Here is a 17,440-nt window from a genome sequence, read left to right as displayed (position 1 = left end):
GAAAGAAATGAAAATTAACGCAAAAGCAAGCGAGTTGAAGCAAGTCGTCGGACGCGTGGCGGAGTATACGTTCGGCATGGACTTGACATGGGATTGGCCTGGCGGAGTCGCCTATTACGGCGTCAGCCGGGCGTTCGAGGTAACGGGCGAGCAAGCTTATTTGGACCGGATGGTTACCTGGGTGGATGAATATATCGAAGCGGGACTTCCGGGATGGACGGTTAACACGTGCGCGATGGGGCATATGCTGCTCACGTTGTACGAGCATACGAAGGATGAGAAGTATGCCAAGCTTATTTTCAGCAAAATCGACTATCTAGAAAATAAAGCGCTGCGTTTTGGCGACCGAGTGCTTCAGCATACCGTATCGGCCAAAAACGATTTTCCGGAACAGTGCTGGGCGGATACGCTGTTCATGGCGGCGTATTTCATGCTGCGGGCAGGCATCATGTTCGACAAAAAACATCTCGTCGAAGACGCCTTGCATCAATTTTTCTGGCATATCAACTATTTGCAGGACGAGAACGACGGGCTGTGGTACCATGGCTACAACCATATCAAGAAGGATCATATGTCCGGCATGTACTGGGCGCGCGCCAATGCTTGGGCGGCCTATACGATGTCCCGCGCGGCAAGGATATTGCCGGAAGGTTATCTGTATCCTCCGATGATGCATATATGGAGTTCATTGCGCGATCAACTGGCCGCTATCAAGAAATTGCAGAAGGAAGACGGCCTCTGGGGCACCGTGCTCGATTATCCGGAAGCCTACGGCGAAGTGTCGGCTACGGCGGGCATCGCGGCGGCAATGGTCACGCAAGGCAATCCGCTGCACGGGAAATATGTGAAGAAGGCGCTTGACGGCGTTCTGTCTAACATCGCGGACAACGGCCGCGTGCTGAACGTATCGGGCGGCACCGCGGTCATGAACGACATCGCCGGCTACCTAGGCATCGACAGAAAATGGGCTCAGGGCTGGGGGCAGGGGCTGGCGCTAGCGTTCTTGGCTTCGGCCATCGAGAATCAGAAACATAATGCGGATGAAATAGAATAAATAAAACCAGTTAGATCAAAACATCTGATCTAACTGGTTTTTATTTTAGGCTCATCAGGAAGATTCGTGTTCATAATTGAAGATGGCCATTCCCTCGTTGCATAGCCGTATAATGGTATCGATCTCATCCTGCGGGCGGGTGCTTCGCGTACTGTTCAGTTGTACGGACAACACCCGATGAATCTCATCGAGGGAAACAAGAGCAAGCTCCGACAATAATTGCAGCGTCTTTTCGTTACGTCCGACCAAGTCCTCGTAACGAATAAGGACGGTACCCGGCATCTCCTCCTCAAGTTCCCGGTATTGTTTGGCACGTTCGTTCCAAATTTGTCCGAAGGTCTCTGCATCGTCTTCCCAATATGACGTCTCGCTTCGCCAAATATCAATGGGATTCCTGACTAGAAGGATTATAGCGCTGTCCGGAAAACATTTCCGCAGCAGCATAAGCTCGCTTTTCCCGTATCTGACTTCTTTAAAGCCGATTCGGTTATGCTTATCGCGGTGTTGGATGTACATGTGCTTAAACAACACTTTTATTGATTCGACGACAGCTGCTTCTATAAAAGGTTCATCAGGCGTCATATTTGCTGTCCATAAATTAGGATCTTTGCCGCTCTGGAAAAAATCGCGCTTTTCGTTTTTGCTGCCGTTCGAAAAATAGGAGGCGAGATCGGCGATTCTTACAAACTCCGTTACAATTCCCCCATGCTCGCCCCAAATCAAAGTATTCTCGCTACAATTGAAAATGCGTTGCACCAGCGTCGAACCCGTTCGTTGCGTCAAAGCGGATATAATTATATCCATACCAGTTCCCCTTTTTCATTGAACAAGGCTTGAACGTTGAGCGGCAAATCCGCATGGGCAGATCGATCGCTAATGACTATATCAGGAGCCGAATGAGACGTTTCATCCCAGCTCATCCATTGCAATCGACCAAAGCTGGAGAGGCGCACTGCCGCCGATCCGTCTTTCAATTTGATATAAAGGAGATTCCCTTCGCTCAAGAGCCGAATGATCGTTTTGACTATGCCGCCGTTTTGCGGGTAGCTGGACAAATATATTTCGATCAAAAGGCTTTTCCCGTCCGAGACGCGAAGGCTTTGTTTGTCGCGGAGCAGCGAATCGATTAATTTTGACCACTGACGTTCCCAACTTTGTTTCGAAAAGCTTTGTGAAACGGACTGCGCTCTTTGTTTGAATAAAGCCCGCTTGGAAGGATTTTCGATTAAGTCCGCAATGGCTTCTTTTAGCGCATGTGCATGGGGCTCGATCAATAACCCGTTATAATCGTGAATGACAAGATCGGACAGCCCGCCGACTCTGGTTGCGATAACGGCATTGCCGCAAGACATGGCTTCCAGACAGGAGAGGCTCGTTCCTTCGCTGTACAGCGTAGGGATTAAGGAAATATCCGCTTGGTTGTAGGCCTCGGACATTTTATCGAAAGGAAGCGCATAGTGTTTGATCCGTCCTGGCCAACGGTTCATTTTCATCTTGACCATGCGGATATCGTCGGTTTCGCCCTGCCCGCAGAAATGGAAATCCACTTGCGGATATTTGATTAGAATTTCGTCGATAACTTGCAACACAAGCTGAAGTCCTCTGGCATGATAAAGTCTGCGGGGGTATAAAATAACGATTCTATCCTCCGACTTCTGAGGATCCGAATGGGGATAGAACTCAGCCGGATCAACATAATTCGCGATTACTTTCATTTTGTTGCGAAGCGTATAGTCTATGGTTTGAAACCAGTTTGCCGAATTGTTATCTACTGAAACCAGCCTGCCGCAAAGCTTTGCCCCTTCGATAAACCGACGGTTCGTTTCCCAGAACGAGGAGCCGTCCTCATAACGGCTAGCGGGGTTATCCCATGCAACGCCATGAATAATGCCAATGCTTGAATGTCCATTTTCGAATGGCCATGCATTGAAGAATGCGGAATAGACGTTCAAAAGAGACCGTTCAGCCGTCTGTTCATGAAATAACCGGCTATACATTTTCACTACGCCGATGCTTAATTCTTTGGCGTGCTGTCCGCCTCTGGATAAGGAGACGATATCTACTCCCCGAAACCTGCGTATCCACGGATCATTCCCATATTGATAGATCGTTAACGAATACCCTTTTTGTTCGAACAACCGAGACAAATCGATCAGATATCTTTCCGCTCCGCCAGAGTAAAATTTATCGCCTTCAAAATCCAAAAAGGTTGTTGCCATAACGGCAATTTTCCCCGTTGAATTATAGTTTGCGAATGCTTGCCAAACGGAAGGCCGGCTGAGCAGAAGCTCTTCAATGCGGTCGGCACGAGCAGCCCATTGATTCTGACTGGCTAATCTCCTTCCAGCTTCCTTCGCCTGGCGTGCAACTTCGGGTTTTAACCCTTTCATGATCGCTGCCTCGAAGCCGGCGATATTTCTTGCAGCAAATACCCAGTCGGATTGGTATGGAAGAACCTCGGAAATGGGGGTTGATACGATTGGCAGGCCAAGGGAGGCGTACTCATAAAATTTAACCGGGGAGACGGAATTGGTTAAATCATTTACTAGAAAAGGAATGATGGCGACGTGAAAAAACTGACCGTATTGAGCGAGGAGCCGGTAGGGTTTCATTCCAAGCAGATGAATGTTAGGGGCTTGCAGCTTCGTTTCATCGATACCGATGTGGCCCAAAATAACAAACTGCCAATCGGGTCTTCTAACCGCCAGTCCTTTCACTAAATGCGTTGCAAACCATTCTTCCACGGCTCCGAAATAGCCGATAATCGGTGATCCGGCAGCGATTATGGGAGCAAGATCCTCCGGCACGGACGAGGGGGGGGATAGAAAGTCTTCGATTCTTGCAGCGTTTGGCAATAATACGGCATGGCTTCTGTCAGTAACGTAACGATTTAAAGCCGTTGCGGAGTATGTGACGATATCTGCCTGCTTCACGATTTGATTATGTTTTTGTTGCATTTGATCGTCGTACAACGAGAAAAACTCAACTTGGTCTAATATATCGTACCAGAGCGTTTTGTGAGGCAAGAAATCCGCCCACGCCATCTGCACCAGCCAACTGCATAAAACGATGACGGATTGGCTTCTAAGCACGGATAAAAGATATTTCTCTCCCTGAACGACAAATAGATTCGGTTCCACCTCTCGCAAGCTAAAAGGCTCATTGGAAGATTCGCAAAAAAAACAAAGATATCCGCGCTTCGCCAATTCTTTCAGCAAATGCTGAGGGCGCTGATTCGGCTCCCAAAGAACGGCCTCCGGATAAACTACGATCGCTTTGTAAGTCTTCACCGCTAAAACGTTCATCAACTCCAAAGACTGTGAAGAAAGCGGACCATGAATATATTCGTTATAGATTTTTTGGCGATTTAAATAATGGGACCGAAAATCAATGGCTCCGGCAGTCAAAGGATTTGACCTCCTTCTAATTATTTTCAAGAAAAATCACCGGCTTCTCGCAAAGCCTATCTCATTTAGCCATAATATGTACCCTGTTGTTAATTAGGAATAGGTTGTTTGCTTAATTTGCCGTAGACAAGTTCCCATGTTTTTGTAAATCCATAAACTTACAGCATAACTCATTAAGGAGCGTGTTAGTGGCATGTATATTGTCAAAAAAAGACTGCGAGCAGTTTCATGCTATACGGGTCGCTGGAAAAAGCCGCGCGAAAAAAAGAAAACCTCCCGAGTGAGGAGACCATCAATTCTAAATAAATTTGCTGCTTTGCGCAGAAGCTTCGTAAGGTATGTAGGGCGAATAAACAGGCGAATCGGAACGCTGACCGCCATAATAAGAAGGTTGTCCAATGAAACGAATCAACTGCAGAGTCGGGTAAGCCAGCTGGAAAGACAGGTAAACCTGCTTGCAACGGAAGTAAGCACCCTTGTTGCGCCAACTCAAAGAGCGCGCGCCATATTAGAGTCAAGAATCGGAGCGGTTGCCTCGATTGAGACGGACGCCGGCAGTATCTCCGGAACGATAGTCACGGTAGGCATCGATTACGTGCATATCTTGGAGCCTACGAGCGATATTGTGCTTCTTCCTATAAGCAGTATTACCGCAATAAATTAACGAAATGGAGGTAGTGGTTTAATGACTTTTACAGAGATGTTAAGAGGCTATATCGGACGAAGCATTGAAGCCTTTTTGACCAACCAATTCGTCCAAGGTACGCTCATAAGCGTCGGCGATGGCTTCTTCACAGTGCAGGTCACCAGCCCTAATTACAATACTCCGATCACACAGTCCACTATTTTGGTCCAAAACGTGGAATACGTCCGCATACTATCGGTCTAGCTCCGACCGAATGAATTCCAGCATCCAGCGGGTCCAGGTTTTGTAGCTTTCCGGATGACGGTGAGTGATGCTTGATGAACGTATTCTACGGTGGTATAGAACCTTCGGAATGTAGGATACAGGTAGGCAAAGCATAATGCGGGCAAGCATTTGAAAGTCTTCGTATAGCCGCCCTTGGAAGGGATCGGCAACGCTCCAGCCTCCTAATGCACATATGGCTTTCATGCTGTACATTCTTGGCGCGAGGGGAAGAGCGTCATGAAGCAATTTATCTACCGTCATTTGGCCTTGATCATATTGCGGTACGTCTAGCACTAGACTTTTGTCCCGCCGTTCCTGCCAATTCATATGTTCAGCATAGATAACTCCGGCGTCAGGCGATAGGACGCTTTGAATGGCTAGCGTTTGCAAGCATGTCGGATCAAGCCAATCGTCCGAATCAAGCTCGAGCAGCCACTTTCCATTAGAGGCGGGCAGGACCTGATTCAAGCAAAATGCTTTTCCGTTGTTTGTTTCGTTTCTAATAAAACGTATTCTGGGATGCGATGCAAACGGGCTAACCAGCCATCTTTCATGGGTCGCGTCTGTTGAACCGTCATCCACAATTATTAATTCCCATGCCAGGTAGGATTGTTTGCATACGCTGCGTACCGCCCACAGCAAATAATCGGCATTATTGAACGTGCAGACGACGACCGTTATAAGGGGAACAATTTCTGGCGGTTCCTCGCAATGCTTCGTTTGCAGAAGGGGAAGAATGAACTTCTCTTCGCTTTCGAGCTTTCGCCAGTGCTCGTTCTTTTTGGGCCTTGGCAGCCATTTATTCGATTTGCGGAGCTGGAATTCCCACATTCCCTCAAGCTCATATTGTTTATCCAATAGCACATATCTCTCAAACGGAAGAAGCTCGGTGGTCCGGAATCCATTTGAATTTCCGGATTTCACAGCCTTCGTTCGCCATAATAAGGGGCCTCGTGGCCGAGCGCCATCGATGATTGCGATTCCGGCATCACGATCGGACATACATGGGATCCAATGCTCTAATTGGTTTTCGAAGCCTGGCACCAACTGCTCCCCCGCAAAAAGCGTAAGAAAAAACGGCTCGTCGTACTCAGCAAGGATACGGTTCATTTGAATGGCATAATCAAATTCAATAAGGACGCATGAGCAATCAGGTATAATCGACTGCACACTGCGTTCTGTTTGTTTGGCAGCCGCAACGTTCTTCGAGTCTAGAACGAATACAAGCATAGAGGGTTGAACGGCCTCCTTAATCGGAACACGAGCCTGCGTCTGATATAGGATATGACGTTTACCCATAGATGGTTATCACTTTATTGGGAAGGACTCGACGAGATGAGCATCATCATATATCCGCCTACTGCGGATTGGAATTGGATGAAGCAGCGACCGCAGCATTTAATGAGCCAACTGGCCAAACGGGGACATACGATTTACTATTGCAACAAAACAAGAACTTCCCCATTCGTGGAGGAAATTGAGCCTCATTTATTCGTTGTCCATCATCATGAACATTGGCTGCGGAATGAATGGCCTTCATTGTACAAGCACCGGCAAGGTTCAATTGGAGTTTGGTGCATCCTTCCGAATTTGTCATCGGCTATTGAGCAGGATTACACGCCGGACTGGATCATTTACGACTGCACGGACGATTTGGGTGAATGGCTCACGCATGAAGCTGCGATGATCAACTGTGCTACGGCTGTCGTTTGCTCATCGGAACGTCTGTATCAACGAATACGGAGATGGTTTCCGAAGAAAAATACCGCACTGATTCGGAATGCATACGACCCGGAGATGCAGCTCCATCTGACTTATAACCCGAAGATAGGCGCTGAGCCAGTAGAGGGAGATCAAGTAGGCTACGTCGGAGCATGGGCTCCATGGGTAGACGAGGCTCTCATTCGGAGACTGTCGCTCATACGCGGAATCGAAACCGTAATTGTCGGCCCGGAATTCGGGAAAAAATATATATTACCGTATAACAACAGCAATCTTCGGTTTGTGGGTCTCAAGAGGCATCATGAACTGGCTCCATTTATTCGCGATTTCCGAGTGTGCGTGCTGCCGTTCCGAATTACTCCGGTCACTTTATCCGTTAATCCGGTTAAAGTGTACGAGTATCTGGCCGCGGGCAAACCGGTCGTGTCGACCGCGCTTCCCGAATGCGAGCGAATGGCTCCGCTAGTCGATGTCGTCTCTTCCCGTGAAGAGTTCATAGATGTTGTGAAATATCGGCTTAAAGACCCTGGTGATACGGCCTCTAGATTGAAGTATGCCCTTGAGAATACGTGGGAACAACGCGGCGATGACGTGCAAAGCTTGCTTAAGTCCTTATAGAAGACATCTTTTTTATTGACGCTTATATGAATAAACTTTACGCTAAGATTGCCGATAAAATAGAGTGAAGGAATTGGCCTTACAATTGATAAAGAGGTGTGTTACCTATGAAAAATACCGCAACGGCTTTGCTTTTGCTTGCTTTGCAAATCGTATTTGCCATTTGTACCTTGTTTTGGGCGTTTTATGTGCTCATGACGATGCTTATGGCCGATCAAATCGAAGATATAAACGGCCTTCAGACCGTGTCGATGGTTGCCATTTGGCTGTTCCCTCTCGCGTATATCGGCACGGCGGTCGCGAGCTGGATCCTGTATCATAAGCGCAAGTTCAAGGCAGCGGTCTGGATTGGTTTAATCCCTGTGTTATGGATTTTTCCGTTTTTTGGTTTCTTTGAATAATGGCAAAGGTTAGGCAAATGCTCCCCATACGGCAGACAGGTGAAATAGGAAAACCTGCTGCTGTATGGGGAGCTTTTTATTTAAATCGCGTACTAAAGGAATATTCAATTGAACGATAGAAAAAGTCTATTAGTGCGATTGCGCAGTAGATGCTACATTAGTAGTATGTTATTTCATACTAATATTATAGGAATTATATACATTGGATTATGGAGGGTGATGTTGTGAGTGAATTGTTCAGGCAAGCCGGCGTAGAGGATGCGCAGCGTCTGCATGAAGTCATCTATGAAGCCTATTCGCTTATTAGGGAGCTTAAGCTGCAATGGCCGGCGGCGAACGCCGATCTGGCTCAAATACGGGATAACATCACGCAAAATGAATGTTATGTGCTGGAGGCTGACGGCACGATCGTCGCAACGGTTACGTTGTCCAAGGGCGGCGAGGTAAAGGAGATAACGGATTTGCCGTTTATCAAATGGTTCGCCGTACATCCAAGCGAGCAGGGCAAACGGTACGGAGATAAGCTGCTAACTTGGGTGGAGGATTCGATTATTCGCGATAAGCTTGGCGCGCCGGGAGTGACGCTCGGAACGGCCGAGAAGCATCCGTGGCTGCTGCCGATGTACGAGCGTAGAGGTTATGAAAGCATTCGATCATTCGATTCGGGCAACGGCGACGGGACGATGCATTTGCTTCGCAAGGTCGTCAATAATCGCGTGGAAGCAACAGCATCGACAACAAATGGAGGTAATGTGTAATGGCTAAACGTAAACAATTGAAGCTCGGCGCTATGCTTCACGGTGTCGGCAGCAGCACTTCGTTATGGAGACATCCGGACATTCCTTCCGATGCAAGCGTTAATTTCGAGCTGTACAAATCATGGGTCGAGAAGGCGGAGGCGGGCAAGTTCGATCTGGCCTTCATTGCCGACGGTCTTTATATTAACGAGAAGTCGATTCCGCATTTCCTGAACCGGTTCGAGCCACTGACCATTCTGAGCGCACTGGCGGCGGTAAGCAAGCGGATCGGACTGGTTGGCACGTTATCCACCTCGTACAGCGAGCCGTTCACCGTTGCGCGCCAGTTCGGATCGCTGGACATGATCAGCGGCGGCCGGGCCGGATGGAATATCGTGACTTCGCCGCTGGAGGGCTCCGCGCTCAATTACAGCAAGAAAGAGCATCCCGACCATAGCAGGCGGTATCGTATCGCGACGGAATATGTGGAAGTAACGCGCGGTTTGTGGGATTCCTGGGAGGATGACGCCTTCGTTCGCGACAAAGAGGCAGGCGTGTTTTTCGATCCTGCCAAAATGCATACGCTGAATCATGAAGGGGAGTTTTTCTCGGTCAAAGGTCCGCTTAACATCGCCCGCTCGAAGCAAGGGCAGCCGGTTATCTTTCAAGCAGGCGCTTCCGAAGTCGGCAAAGATTATGCCGCGAAGCAAGCAGATGCGATCTTCACCGGTCATGAGACTTTAGAGGAAGCGGTCGCTTTCTATGAAGACGTTAAGCGCCGGGCGGCTGCATTCGGGCGAAACCCGGATAATGTGCTGGTGTTCCCGGGCATCGGACCGGTTATCGGCAGTACGGAAGAGGAAGCGGAACGCAAATATCAGGAAGTCGTCGATCTCGTATCGCCGGCTAACGCATTGCTCTATCTCGGACGGTACTTCGAGCATCATGACTTCTCCCAATACGATCTGGACGCGCCGTTCCCGGAGCTTGGCGAGCTCGGCCGCAACAGCTTCCAAAGCACCACGGACAAAATCAAAGAAATTGCCAAAGAGCGCAGCTTGACGCTTCGCCAGGTAGCATTGTCAGTCGCGACGCCTCGCCCGGTCTTCATCGGCACGCCGGAGCAAGTCGCAGACCGGGTACAGCAATGGTTCGAAGCCGGCGCCGCCGACGGATTTATGGTCGGCTCGTCCGTGCCTCACGGGCTTGAAGATTTCATCGAGCACGTCGTGCCGATCTTGCAAGAGCGCGGCTTGTTCCGTACCGAATACGAGGATGATACGCTGCGCGGCAATCTAGGGCTGCCGATACCGGCGAATCGGTATACGAAATCGGCCGAGCACGTGTGACGTTGCGTATGAGGGAGACGGGTATCGTACGGCTCGGAGAAGAGGCACTTAGAGAGATGCTTGCTTTCGCCGGTACGTTGCAAGACGAGCTTGTCGCCGTTCGGCGCGATTTGCATCGCCATCCTGAGCTGCTGTACAGCACGGATCGTACAGCTGGCATCGTGGCGCAATTGCTGGAGGAGTGGGGGATCGACGTTCGCTTAGGCGTAGGTCCCCATTTCGGCAAAGGGGTTGTCGGCGTGCTTCGCGGCGGGCTGGAAGGCGGCCGAACGATTGTGCTGCGAGCGGACATGGATGCGCTTCCGATTGCGGAGCTGAATGAAGTCGATTATAAATCGACTGCCGATGGCGTGATGCACGCTTGCGGCCATGATGCTCATACGGCGATGCTGCTTGGCGCCGCGAAGACGCTGGCCGCGTATAGGGAGAGCTTTGCAGGCGAAATCCGATTCGTCTTTCAGCCGGCCGAAGAGGGCGCGCTTCCGAGTCCGCTGGACGGACGGTTGCTCTCGGGCGGACGTGATTTGCTTGAAGCGGGTATCCTGGAAGGGGTTGACCGCTGCTATGCGCTTCACGTATGGCCGGAGCTTGAAGCGGGAACGCTTGGCATCCATTCGCATTACGCGATGGCGGCCTCTTCTCATTTTCACGTCAAGTTTCATGGAAGGAACGGGCATCACAGCACGCCTCATCTCGCCGTTGACGCGATTCAAATGACGGCAGCCTTTATTGCCGCGGTGAATAGTATGATGGCGAATCACATCGATCCGTTGGAACAGGCCGTGCTTGCTTTCGGAACGCTGCGCGCCGGAACAGTCATTAACGCGATTGCGGAGCAGAGTGTCATAACAGGTACGTTCCGAGCATTCAGCAAAACGACGGTCGCCGCGATTAAGGGCGGACTGGAACGGCACGCCAATGCGGCTGCGCTTTCATATGGAGGCTCCTATGAGATCGTTCATCGCGAGGGGATTGCCGTCGTTAATGACGCTCAGGCCGTGAGTGAGGTTGTCCGCGCCGGAGCGACTGTGCTCGGGCAGGAGAAGGTGATCCGGCTTCACGCGCCAAGTCTTGCCGGAGAGGATTTTGGCTGGTATCTCGACCGTGTGCCTGGGGCGTTCATTCTGCTTGGGTGCGGCAATGAGGCGCTTGGTATCCGAGAGGGGCTGCACACCCCTAAGTTTAATCTAGACGAAGCCGCGCTCGTGCACGGTGTAAGACTATTCGTTCAGCTCGCCGCAGGAATTGAAACGGCTTAACCGTATCACTCATTAACACCAACAGTCCGGCAGGTTTGCCGGCCGTCGGTGTTTTATTTTTAATCGGAACCGTAGTAAAGAATGAAATAGAGAGAAGGAATGAAGTTGGGAGCACTGCTTGGTATCCAGAAGGAAAAGTACATACAGGAGAAGCCAACACCGTATCCGGCGTTCTGGCCGGTGCTCGCCGCGATATTCATAGGTTCCTTCGTTGGCATGTATCATGTGGTCTCGCTCAACGTGTCGCTTCCCGGCTTTATTCATATATTCGGCACGGAGCTGCGCACCGTCCAGTGGATGATAACCGGCTTTACGCTCGCCAGCGGCATCGTGATTCCGATCAGCGGTTTTGCGATGGAACGGTTTGGCTGCAAGCGGTTGTTCCTATTCGCGATCGGGGGAATTACGGTGAGCTCGCTGCTGTGCGCCTTGTCGTGGAATATTCAAGCACTGATCGTGTTTCGTATTATACAAGGGCTATTCTGCGGACTTATTCAACCGGTTTCGCTGGCTCTGATTTATCGGACAATCCGCAAAGAAAAGCAGACCTTCGCTCTAAGCGTATGGTCGTTCTCCACTGTGCTGGGTACGGCGATTGGCCCAACATTGAGCGGTTGGCTGCAAAGCTTCGACTGGCATCTTATCTTTTTAGTGACCGTGCCGGTGGGGATCATTGCATGGGCCGCGGGTGCAGCTGTTATTCCGAAGGATCGGCCGAATGGTCTTGCAAGGCTCGATTGGCGAGGTTTGTTGCTTGCTTCCGGCGGAAGTCTGGCTTTGCTGCTGCTGTTCGGGAATATGAGCGAGTGGGGCTGGAGCAGCGTACTCACTTGGACAACGTTGCTGGCCGGTACCTGCTGCATCGTTGGCTTCGTTCGGCAGACACGGCGCAGCGAGCATCCTCTTCTGCAGCTTAGGCTGCTGCGCAACCCTACATTTGCGCTTAGTCTTGCCGCTTCGTTGATTTTATCGTTCGGATTATATGCCGTCGTTTATTTCATGCCGTTGTTTCTTGTCGAACTAAAAGGTCTGACGCCATTCAAGGTCGGTCTTCTCTTCCTTCCTGCTGCCGGCTGCTTAACCGCCGCCACCTTCGCAGCGGGCAAATGGTATGGGAAGCTCGGTCCTGCGAGGCTTATTATGATCGGATGTTTTATTTTGTTCATCAGCACCTATTACTTCAGCGGATTACGCCCGGAGACAAGTCTGATCGCCATTATGCTCTGGATGGGGATCCGCAATATCGGAACCGGACTTGCTTCGACGCCCGCGACGAACGCAAGCATGTCGTCTGTTCCTCCGGAATTGCTGGGACATGCATCGGCATTGCTTAATTGGCTGAGGCAGGTGTTCAGCGCGATGGCGCTTGGCGTCTGCACCTCGCTGTATTATTGGCGAATGGAGGTTCATCAGGCGGCGTTGGGAGGCTCGGTCGAAGGAGCCGCCCCTTATCGCCTTGCGCTTATGCTCAGTATTCATGATGTGTTTCTGGTATCGAGCATCATCGTCGCACTCGGCATTCCGATTGGGCTGCTGCTTGGCAGACGGCTGCCGGTATCCACAATCCATTCTCCGAAGGGAAGCGAAAGCTTATGAAATTCATTTGGTTCAGCCTTGTCATGAATTTGGCCAATCCGGTCACGGGGGAGCATTTTACGACAAAGGAAAAATTCGAAAACATCATTAAGCAAGCGGAACTCGCCGAGAAACTGGGCTTCGAGGGTTATGGCATCGGAGAGCGGCACGGTGCTCCGTTCTTGTCGTCTTCACCGCCGCTGCTGCTCTCCGCGATCGCCTCAAGAACCTCCCGCATCCGGCTGCTTACCGCCGTCACGGTGCTTAGCGTATTGGATCCCGTTCGGGTTGCAGAGGATTACGCGACGCTCGATCATTTGTCGGGCGGCCGTCTGGAGATGATTATCGGCAAAGGGAATGATCCGCGCCATTATCCGTTATTCGGGATAACCGAGGAGGAACAGTGGGATTCGATGGAAGAGCGATATGCGCTGCTTAAGCGGCTATGGCAGGAGGAAGATGTTAACTGGCAGGGACATTACCGGCCGCCGCTTCATCAGGTGACGACGCAGCCGCGGCCGCTGCAACGGCCGATTCCGGTCTGGCACGGGAGTGCCTCCAGCACTCGATCGACAGAACTTGCGGCTCGGTACGGGGAGCCGTTATTTTCCTCGAACAGCTTCCATCCGCAAGCCAAATATAAAGATTTAATCGATCATTATCGCGAGAGGCTGGCTTACCACGGTCACGATCCTACGAAAGCGGTGGTTGGCGCAGGAGCGGGCAGCTTGTATATCGCGGGTACGACGGAAGAAGCGATACGGCGTTATCGTCCTTATTACGATGCCTTTCAAGCGACGGCAGCCGCGCAGCATAATCAATCGCCATTTGCCTCATTGGAGGATCATATCGCAAGAGGCCCGAGTCTGATTGGCAGCGCGGAGCAGGTTATCGAGAAAATATTGAATTATCATGCCGCATTCGGTCATCAGGTTCTGTCGCTTAGCGTAGACGGTTTGTCCGAAGCCGAGCAGCGGGAACAGATGGAGCGGTTTGCGGCGGACGTTGCGCCCGTGCTGCGCAAGGAAGTGCCGAGCAGCGTGTGGGAGGCACTTCATTCCCCGGTTATATGAGAGCCGGCTTCACCCTTTACTCCCCTGAAGAAATCTCTTTCTATACCCCTGGGGAGATAACCTCTCGGCCTGCTGGAACGCCCTGGAGAAGTGGTGCTGATCCGGATAGCCTATCATTCTAGCGATCTCCTTCACCGGATAGGAAGTCAGCATTAGCAAATCCCGCGCACGCTGCAGGCGGACATGCCGGACGTATTTGACGGGCGAGATGCCGTAGGTCGCTTGAAAAAGCGTGCGAAGCTGCTCCTTGCTGAGCGAGACAAGGGCGGCCATCTCATCGAGCGTTGGCGGCTCGTGCAGACGTTGTTCGACATAGTCGCATACCTCGAACACCCGGTTATCGAAGTCGACGGGGTAATCCGGCAGCCGTGGCCGCAGCGTTAGGAACAGCTGCTGAACCCACAACGTACCCTTCGCCCGAATCCGCAAATGCCGGATCGTCTGGTCCGTATTCAGCATGAACATCGGAAAATGCTCGCCGAACCCCTTCTCCATGGACTTGACGTCTTTATCGTCGAACAATTGAATGAAATCGTTGTATTCGTCCGCCAAGCTTCTCCAGTCGGCGACGAGCCGATCGATTTCTCCTTGCGGCATATCGGACACGACGTGTGGGAAGCGATAGGAACGGATGAGATCGATGACCCCGATCGTAGCCTCGCACGCAAGAGACAAGTAGCAGAACGGCTCCCCATGGCCAACCTCCTTCCAGGATTGCGCCGACTTAGACGGAATCGACACGATATCGCCCGGCTTCAGCGTATAGGGAGCGTGATTCAGCTCAATCGTCGCCGTACCGGACAATACGATCCAGAAGGCAGTATACGGAAAGATGAACAGGTGTCGGTGATGGACATCCGTTAGCTTCCATTCTTTCAACCACCGAATGTTGATGTTGGCATGATCAAGCGAGCTTTGATTGCTGAATTCCATAAAGTTGTTCATGTCCGCCACCCCCGAATTTCAAAATCTGCATTTTTGAAACATTTATCTTCATTTCTGATAAATACGCGCCGAGCTCTCGATGCTATAATACTAAACATTGATAAGCATAAAGGCAAGTATTCCAGTAGGAATAACCAACTTGTATTTCAGACCGGTTAACCGGATGGCAAGCTGCTTGTCTCAACATTTTATTGGCAGGGGGAAGCCTAGGTGAAAAAAATAACGGTCGCACTTGCAACAGTGCTAACGGCAACATCCATTTTATCGGCATGCTCGTCGGGAGCAGAAGACACGGAGAACGGCACGAACAACGCCGGTTCCGGTGCAACGACGAAAGAAGAGAAAGTCACTTTGAAGTTTTGGTATCCGGGTACGGACGAGATTTTGACGGGAGCGGTCAATGAGCTCATTGCGAAGTTCGAGCAAGGCCATCCCGATATCCATGTCGAGCCGACGTTCATTCCTTGGGCGGATTACTTTCAGAAATTGACCGTCGCTTATTCGGGAGGCTTGCAGCCGGACGTTCACGGGCTAGGCTTCGGTCAACTCATCTCGACGGTGAATCAAGGCAAATACTTGAACTTGACGCCATATATTCAAGAAGCTCAGTGGGCGGGCGAGAACGATTTCTTCCCGGATATTCTTGAGGCAGGCCAATACGAAGGCGGACAATACGGTCTTCTTCTCCCGGAAATTCGTCCGCTTGTTTGGCGCAAAGATTTCTTCAAGGAAGCCGGTCTCGATCCCGAGAGTCCGCCGAAGACGTTCGACGAGATTTTCGAATTCGCGGATAAGCTCAAAGTCGTAGAGAACGGCCAAACCGTACGCGGCGGCATCGATATTCAAACGAGCAACGGGGAGCAGTCCTACTTGTCGCTGCTGCTTCTGCTCGGCGAAGACTTCTATGATGCGGAAGGCAATCCGACTTTCGATTCACCGGCATCGGTGGGGCTGGTGCAGAAGATGGTGGATTTGTATAAGGCAGGGGCGATTATTCCGTCCAGTCAGCAGCAATTAAACGGTACGCCGTTCCAGAACAGCCTAGCCGCATTATCGTTCACATCCGCGCAAGGCGCAGCGGAGCTGAGAAAGACGGTCGGGGAAGAGAACATCGGATGGGCGCTGCCTCCGGAAGGTCCGGAAGGGAATCGTACGGCTCTCATGCTCGGCACGTTCTTGACGGCCGCTCAGAAGACGAAGCACCCGCAAGCGGCTTGGGAGTTCATTCAATTCTGGTTCGAAGGCGCGAACGTGCTGGAGTTTACGACGAAGACGGGCGCGATCCCGCCGCTTCAATCGTTGAAGGACGATTACACGAAGCTCGGTCCTGCTTACGCGGCAGCATTTGAAGCATTGAACGATGCCAAAGGGTATGGCGCTTCCGGCAATTGGGCGATCAACGTTAAATATTTGCGCCTCGCGCTGGAGGAATCGTATAACGGCATACGTCCAGTGGAGGAAGCGCTGAAAGCGAACGCGGAGCTGGCGAGGGAGGAGATCGCTGGACAATGAACAGGGGGTTAAACCGTTTCATACCTTACCTGCTTATTACGCCAAGCGTCGTCCTGTTTGCGATATTTATTTTGCTGCCGATTCTATGGGTGCTTTATTTAAGCTTCACGAATTATACGATGCTGAATGCTCCGGAATGGATCGGCTTCAAAAACTTCGAACGTTTGTGGGGCGATGAAATATTCCATCGGGCGATCAAAAACACGGCTCTGTATTGGATCGGTACGGTCGTTCCGAGCATGGTCATCGGTCTCGTTCTAGCCAATCTGCTGGCCATGAAGCTTCGGGGACTCGCGGTATTCCGCGCGCTTCTGTATTTGCCGGGCGTTATTTCATCCGTAGCGGTAGCGATGACTTGGCTATGGCTGTTCGATCCTCGCCAAGGACCGATCAACGGTATTCTGAAGCTGATCGGATTGGAAGGCCGGAACTGGCTGCAGGATCCGAACACTTCGCTTGGCTCTGTCATTCTGATTGGCATATGGGTCGGAATCGGTTATGCCATGATTATTTTTCTCGCCGGCATCCAGAGCATTTCCGAAAGCCTGTACGAAGCGGCTAGTCTGGACGGGGCGTCGGCCTTGCGCAAGTTCTGGCATATTACGGTCCCGTTGCTGAAGCCAATGACGCTGTTCCTGTTCATTACGGCTACGATTCGTTCGTTTCAGGTGTTCGACCTTGTCTTCGTGTTGACGGGAGGCGGACCCGCGAATTCCAGCACGACGGTCGTTACGCAAATCGTAGGGGCAAGCTTTCAGGAGTACAAAATGGGCTACGCATCCGCAATGGCCGTATTTCTTCTCGCCGCTACGTTCGTCGTGACGGTTATCCAATACGTCGTGGGCAGTCGCAACGCGTCGACCGAATAGAGGTGAATG

At 51.2% G+C, this 17,440-nt stretch carries 16 protein-coding genes; 12 read left to right on the top strand and 4 right to left on the bottom strand.

The annotated features are described in order from the left end of the window. Positions 1–7: 7 nt before the first annotated feature. On the top strand, positions 8–1,054 hold the full coding sequence (locus tag AC1DF0_RS00470; protein WP_477572720.1) for a glycoside hydrolase family 88/105 protein: 1,047 nt from the start codon (positions 8–10) through the stop codon (positions 1,052–1,054). Positions 1,055–1,108: 54 nt separating this feature from the next. Here the strand turns inward: AC1DF0_RS00470 and AC1DF0_RS00465 are convergent, their stop codons facing one another. Together AC1DF0_RS00465 and AC1DF0_RS00460 are read right to left on the bottom strand one after the other, a co-directional pair. Next, positions 1,109–1,858, bottom strand: a complete 750-nt coding sequence (locus AC1DF0_RS00465) for a sulfotransferase (protein ID WP_477572719.1) — start codon at positions 1,856–1,858, stop codon at positions 1,109–1,111. Beyond that, on the bottom strand, positions 1,849–4,359 hold the full coding sequence (locus AC1DF0_RS00460; protein ID WP_477572718.1) for a glycosyltransferase: 2,511 nt from the start codon (positions 4,357–4,359) through the stop codon (positions 1,849–1,851). The genes AC1DF0_RS00465 and AC1DF0_RS00460 overlap by 10 nt, the downstream gene beginning before the upstream one ends. A gap of 382 nt (positions 4,360–4,741) precedes the next feature. Between AC1DF0_RS00460 and AC1DF0_RS00455 the strand changes: the two genes are divergently transcribed. Beyond that, positions 4,742–5,125, top strand: coding sequence for a hypothetical protein (locus AC1DF0_RS00455; RefSeq protein ID WP_477572717.1), 384 nt, complete (start codon positions 4,742–4,744; stop codon positions 5,123–5,125). A gap of 21 nt (positions 5,126–5,146) precedes the next feature. Continuing rightward, positions 5,147–5,350, top strand: coding sequence for a hypothetical protein (locus AC1DF0_RS00450; protein ID WP_477572716.1), 204 nt, complete (start codon positions 5,147–5,149; stop codon positions 5,348–5,350). On the opposite strand, the gene AC1DF0_RS00445 is transcribed toward AC1DF0_RS00450, so the two are convergent. Continuing rightward, positions 5,339–6,670, bottom strand: a complete 1,332-nt coding sequence (locus tag AC1DF0_RS00445; RefSeq protein ID WP_477572715.1) for a glycosyltransferase family 2 protein — start codon at positions 6,668–6,670, stop codon at positions 5,339–5,341. The two genes, AC1DF0_RS00450 and AC1DF0_RS00445, sit on opposite strands and share 12 nt — an antisense overlap. A 36-nt stretch (positions 6,671–6,706) precedes the next feature. On the opposite strand from AC1DF0_RS00445, the gene AC1DF0_RS00440 reads away from it, so the two are divergent. From AC1DF0_RS00440 to AC1DF0_RS00410, 7 genes are all read left to right on the top strand, one after another. After that, positions 6,707–7,711, top strand: a complete 1,005-nt coding sequence (locus AC1DF0_RS00440) for a glycosyltransferase (protein WP_477572714.1) — start codon at positions 6,707–6,709, stop codon at positions 7,709–7,711. A gap of 107 nt (positions 7,712–7,818) precedes the next feature. Beyond that, entirely contained in the window at positions 7,819–8,112 is a 294-nt protein-coding gene (locus AC1DF0_RS00435; protein ID WP_477572713.1) for a hypothetical protein, read from the top strand. Positions 8,113–8,336: 224 nt separating this feature from the next. Further along, positions 8,337–8,870, top strand: coding sequence for a GNAT family N-acetyltransferase (locus AC1DF0_RS00430; protein ID WP_475823090.1), 534 nt, complete (start codon positions 8,337–8,339; stop codon positions 8,868–8,870). Continuing rightward, positions 8,870–10,198 (top strand): LLM class flavin-dependent oxidoreductase, encoded by a 1,329-nt coding sequence (locus AC1DF0_RS00425; RefSeq protein WP_477572712.1) that lies wholly within the window; start codon positions 8,870–8,872, stop codon positions 10,196–10,198. The genes AC1DF0_RS00430 and AC1DF0_RS00425 overlap by 1 nt, the downstream gene beginning before the upstream one ends. Before the next feature lie 8 nt (positions 10,199–10,206). Continuing rightward, the gene (locus AC1DF0_RS00420; RefSeq protein WP_477572711.1) at positions 10,207–11,457 is read left to right on the top strand and encodes a M20 metallopeptidase family protein; all 1,251 of its coding nucleotides are present in this window, start codon (positions 10,207–10,209) and stop codon (positions 11,455–11,457) included. Positions 11,458–11,556: 99 nt separating this feature from the next. After that, a complete protein-coding gene (locus AC1DF0_RS00415; RefSeq protein ID WP_477572710.1) occupies positions 11,557–13,053 on the top strand; it encodes a DHA2 family efflux MFS transporter permease subunit in 1,497 nt (498 codons plus the stop codon). Next, complete coding sequence (locus tag AC1DF0_RS00410) at positions 13,050–14,105, top strand: LLM class flavin-dependent oxidoreductase (protein ID WP_477572709.1); 1,056 nt, start codon at positions 13,050–13,052, stop codon at positions 14,103–14,105. The genes AC1DF0_RS00415 and AC1DF0_RS00410 overlap by 4 nt, the downstream gene beginning before the upstream one ends. Positions 14,106–14,114: 9 nt before the next feature. Here AC1DF0_RS00410 and AC1DF0_RS00405 read toward each other — a convergent pair whose 3' ends face one another. Then, positions 14,115–15,050, bottom strand: coding sequence for a helix-turn-helix domain-containing protein (locus tag AC1DF0_RS00405; protein WP_477572708.1), 936 nt, complete (start codon positions 15,048–15,050; stop codon positions 14,115–14,117). Between the two features lie 210 nt (positions 15,051–15,260). Between AC1DF0_RS00405 and AC1DF0_RS00400 the strand changes: the two genes are divergently transcribed. Further along, entirely contained in the window at positions 15,261–16,562 is a 1,302-nt protein-coding gene (locus AC1DF0_RS00400; RefSeq protein ID WP_477572707.1) for an ABC transporter substrate-binding protein, read from the top strand. Then, on the top strand, positions 16,559–17,431 hold the full coding sequence (locus AC1DF0_RS00395; RefSeq protein WP_477572706.1) for a carbohydrate ABC transporter permease: 873 nt from the start codon (positions 16,559–16,561) through the stop codon (positions 17,429–17,431). The genes AC1DF0_RS00400 and AC1DF0_RS00395 overlap by 4 nt, the downstream gene beginning before the upstream one ends. Positions 17,432–17,440: the final 9 nt, after the last annotated feature.

This window comes from Paenibacillus sp. 05T425, from assembly GCF_056396205.1.
This window is presented reverse-complemented; position numbering and strand designations above follow the sequence as displayed.

Bases quoted from the DNA above. Each gene is read 5' to 3' on its own strand.
- AC1DF0_RS00470 (WP_477572720.1), top strand. From the start codon at position 8: ATGAAAATTAACGCAAAAGCAAGCGAGTTGAAGCAAGTCGTCGGACGC.
- AC1DF0_RS00465 (WP_477572719.1), bottom strand. From the start codon at position 1,858: ATGGATATAATTATATCCGCTTTGACGCAACGAACGGGTTCGACGCTG.
- AC1DF0_RS00460 (WP_477572718.1), bottom strand. From the start codon at position 4,359: ATGAACGTTTTAGCGGTGAAGACTTACAAAGCGATCGTAGTTTATCCG.
- AC1DF0_RS00450 (WP_477572716.1), top strand. From the start codon at position 5,147: ATGACTTTTACAGAGATGTTAAGAGGCTATATCGGACGAAGCATTGAA.
- AC1DF0_RS00445 (WP_477572715.1), bottom strand. From the start codon at position 6,670: ATGGGTAAACGTCATATCCTATATCAGACGCAGGCTCGTGTTCCGATT.
- AC1DF0_RS00440 (WP_477572714.1), top strand. From the start codon at position 6,707: ATGAGCATCATCATATATCCGCCTACTGCGGATTGGAATTGGATGAAG.
- AC1DF0_RS00435 (WP_477572713.1), top strand. From the start codon at position 7,819: ATGAAAAATACCGCAACGGCTTTGCTTTTGCTTGCTTTGCAAATCGTA.
- AC1DF0_RS00425 (WP_477572712.1), top strand. From the start codon at position 8,870: ATGGCTAAACGTAAACAATTGAAGCTCGGCGCTATGCTTCACGGTGTC.
- AC1DF0_RS00420 (WP_477572711.1), top strand. From the start codon at position 10,207: ATGAGGGAGACGGGTATCGTACGGCTCGGAGAAGAGGCACTTAGAGAG.
- AC1DF0_RS00415 (WP_477572710.1), top strand. From the start codon at position 11,557: ATGAAGTTGGGAGCACTGCTTGGTATCCAGAAGGAAAAGTACATACAG.
- AC1DF0_RS00410 (WP_477572709.1), top strand. From the start codon at position 13,050: ATGAAATTCATTTGGTTCAGCCTTGTCATGAATTTGGCCAATCCGGTC.
- AC1DF0_RS00405 (WP_477572708.1), bottom strand. From the start codon at position 15,050: ATGAACAACTTTATGGAATTCAGCAATCAAAGCTCGCTTGATCATGCC.
- AC1DF0_RS00395 (WP_477572706.1), top strand. From the start codon at position 16,559: ATGAACAGGGGGTTAAACCGTTTCATACCTTACCTGCTTATTACGCCA.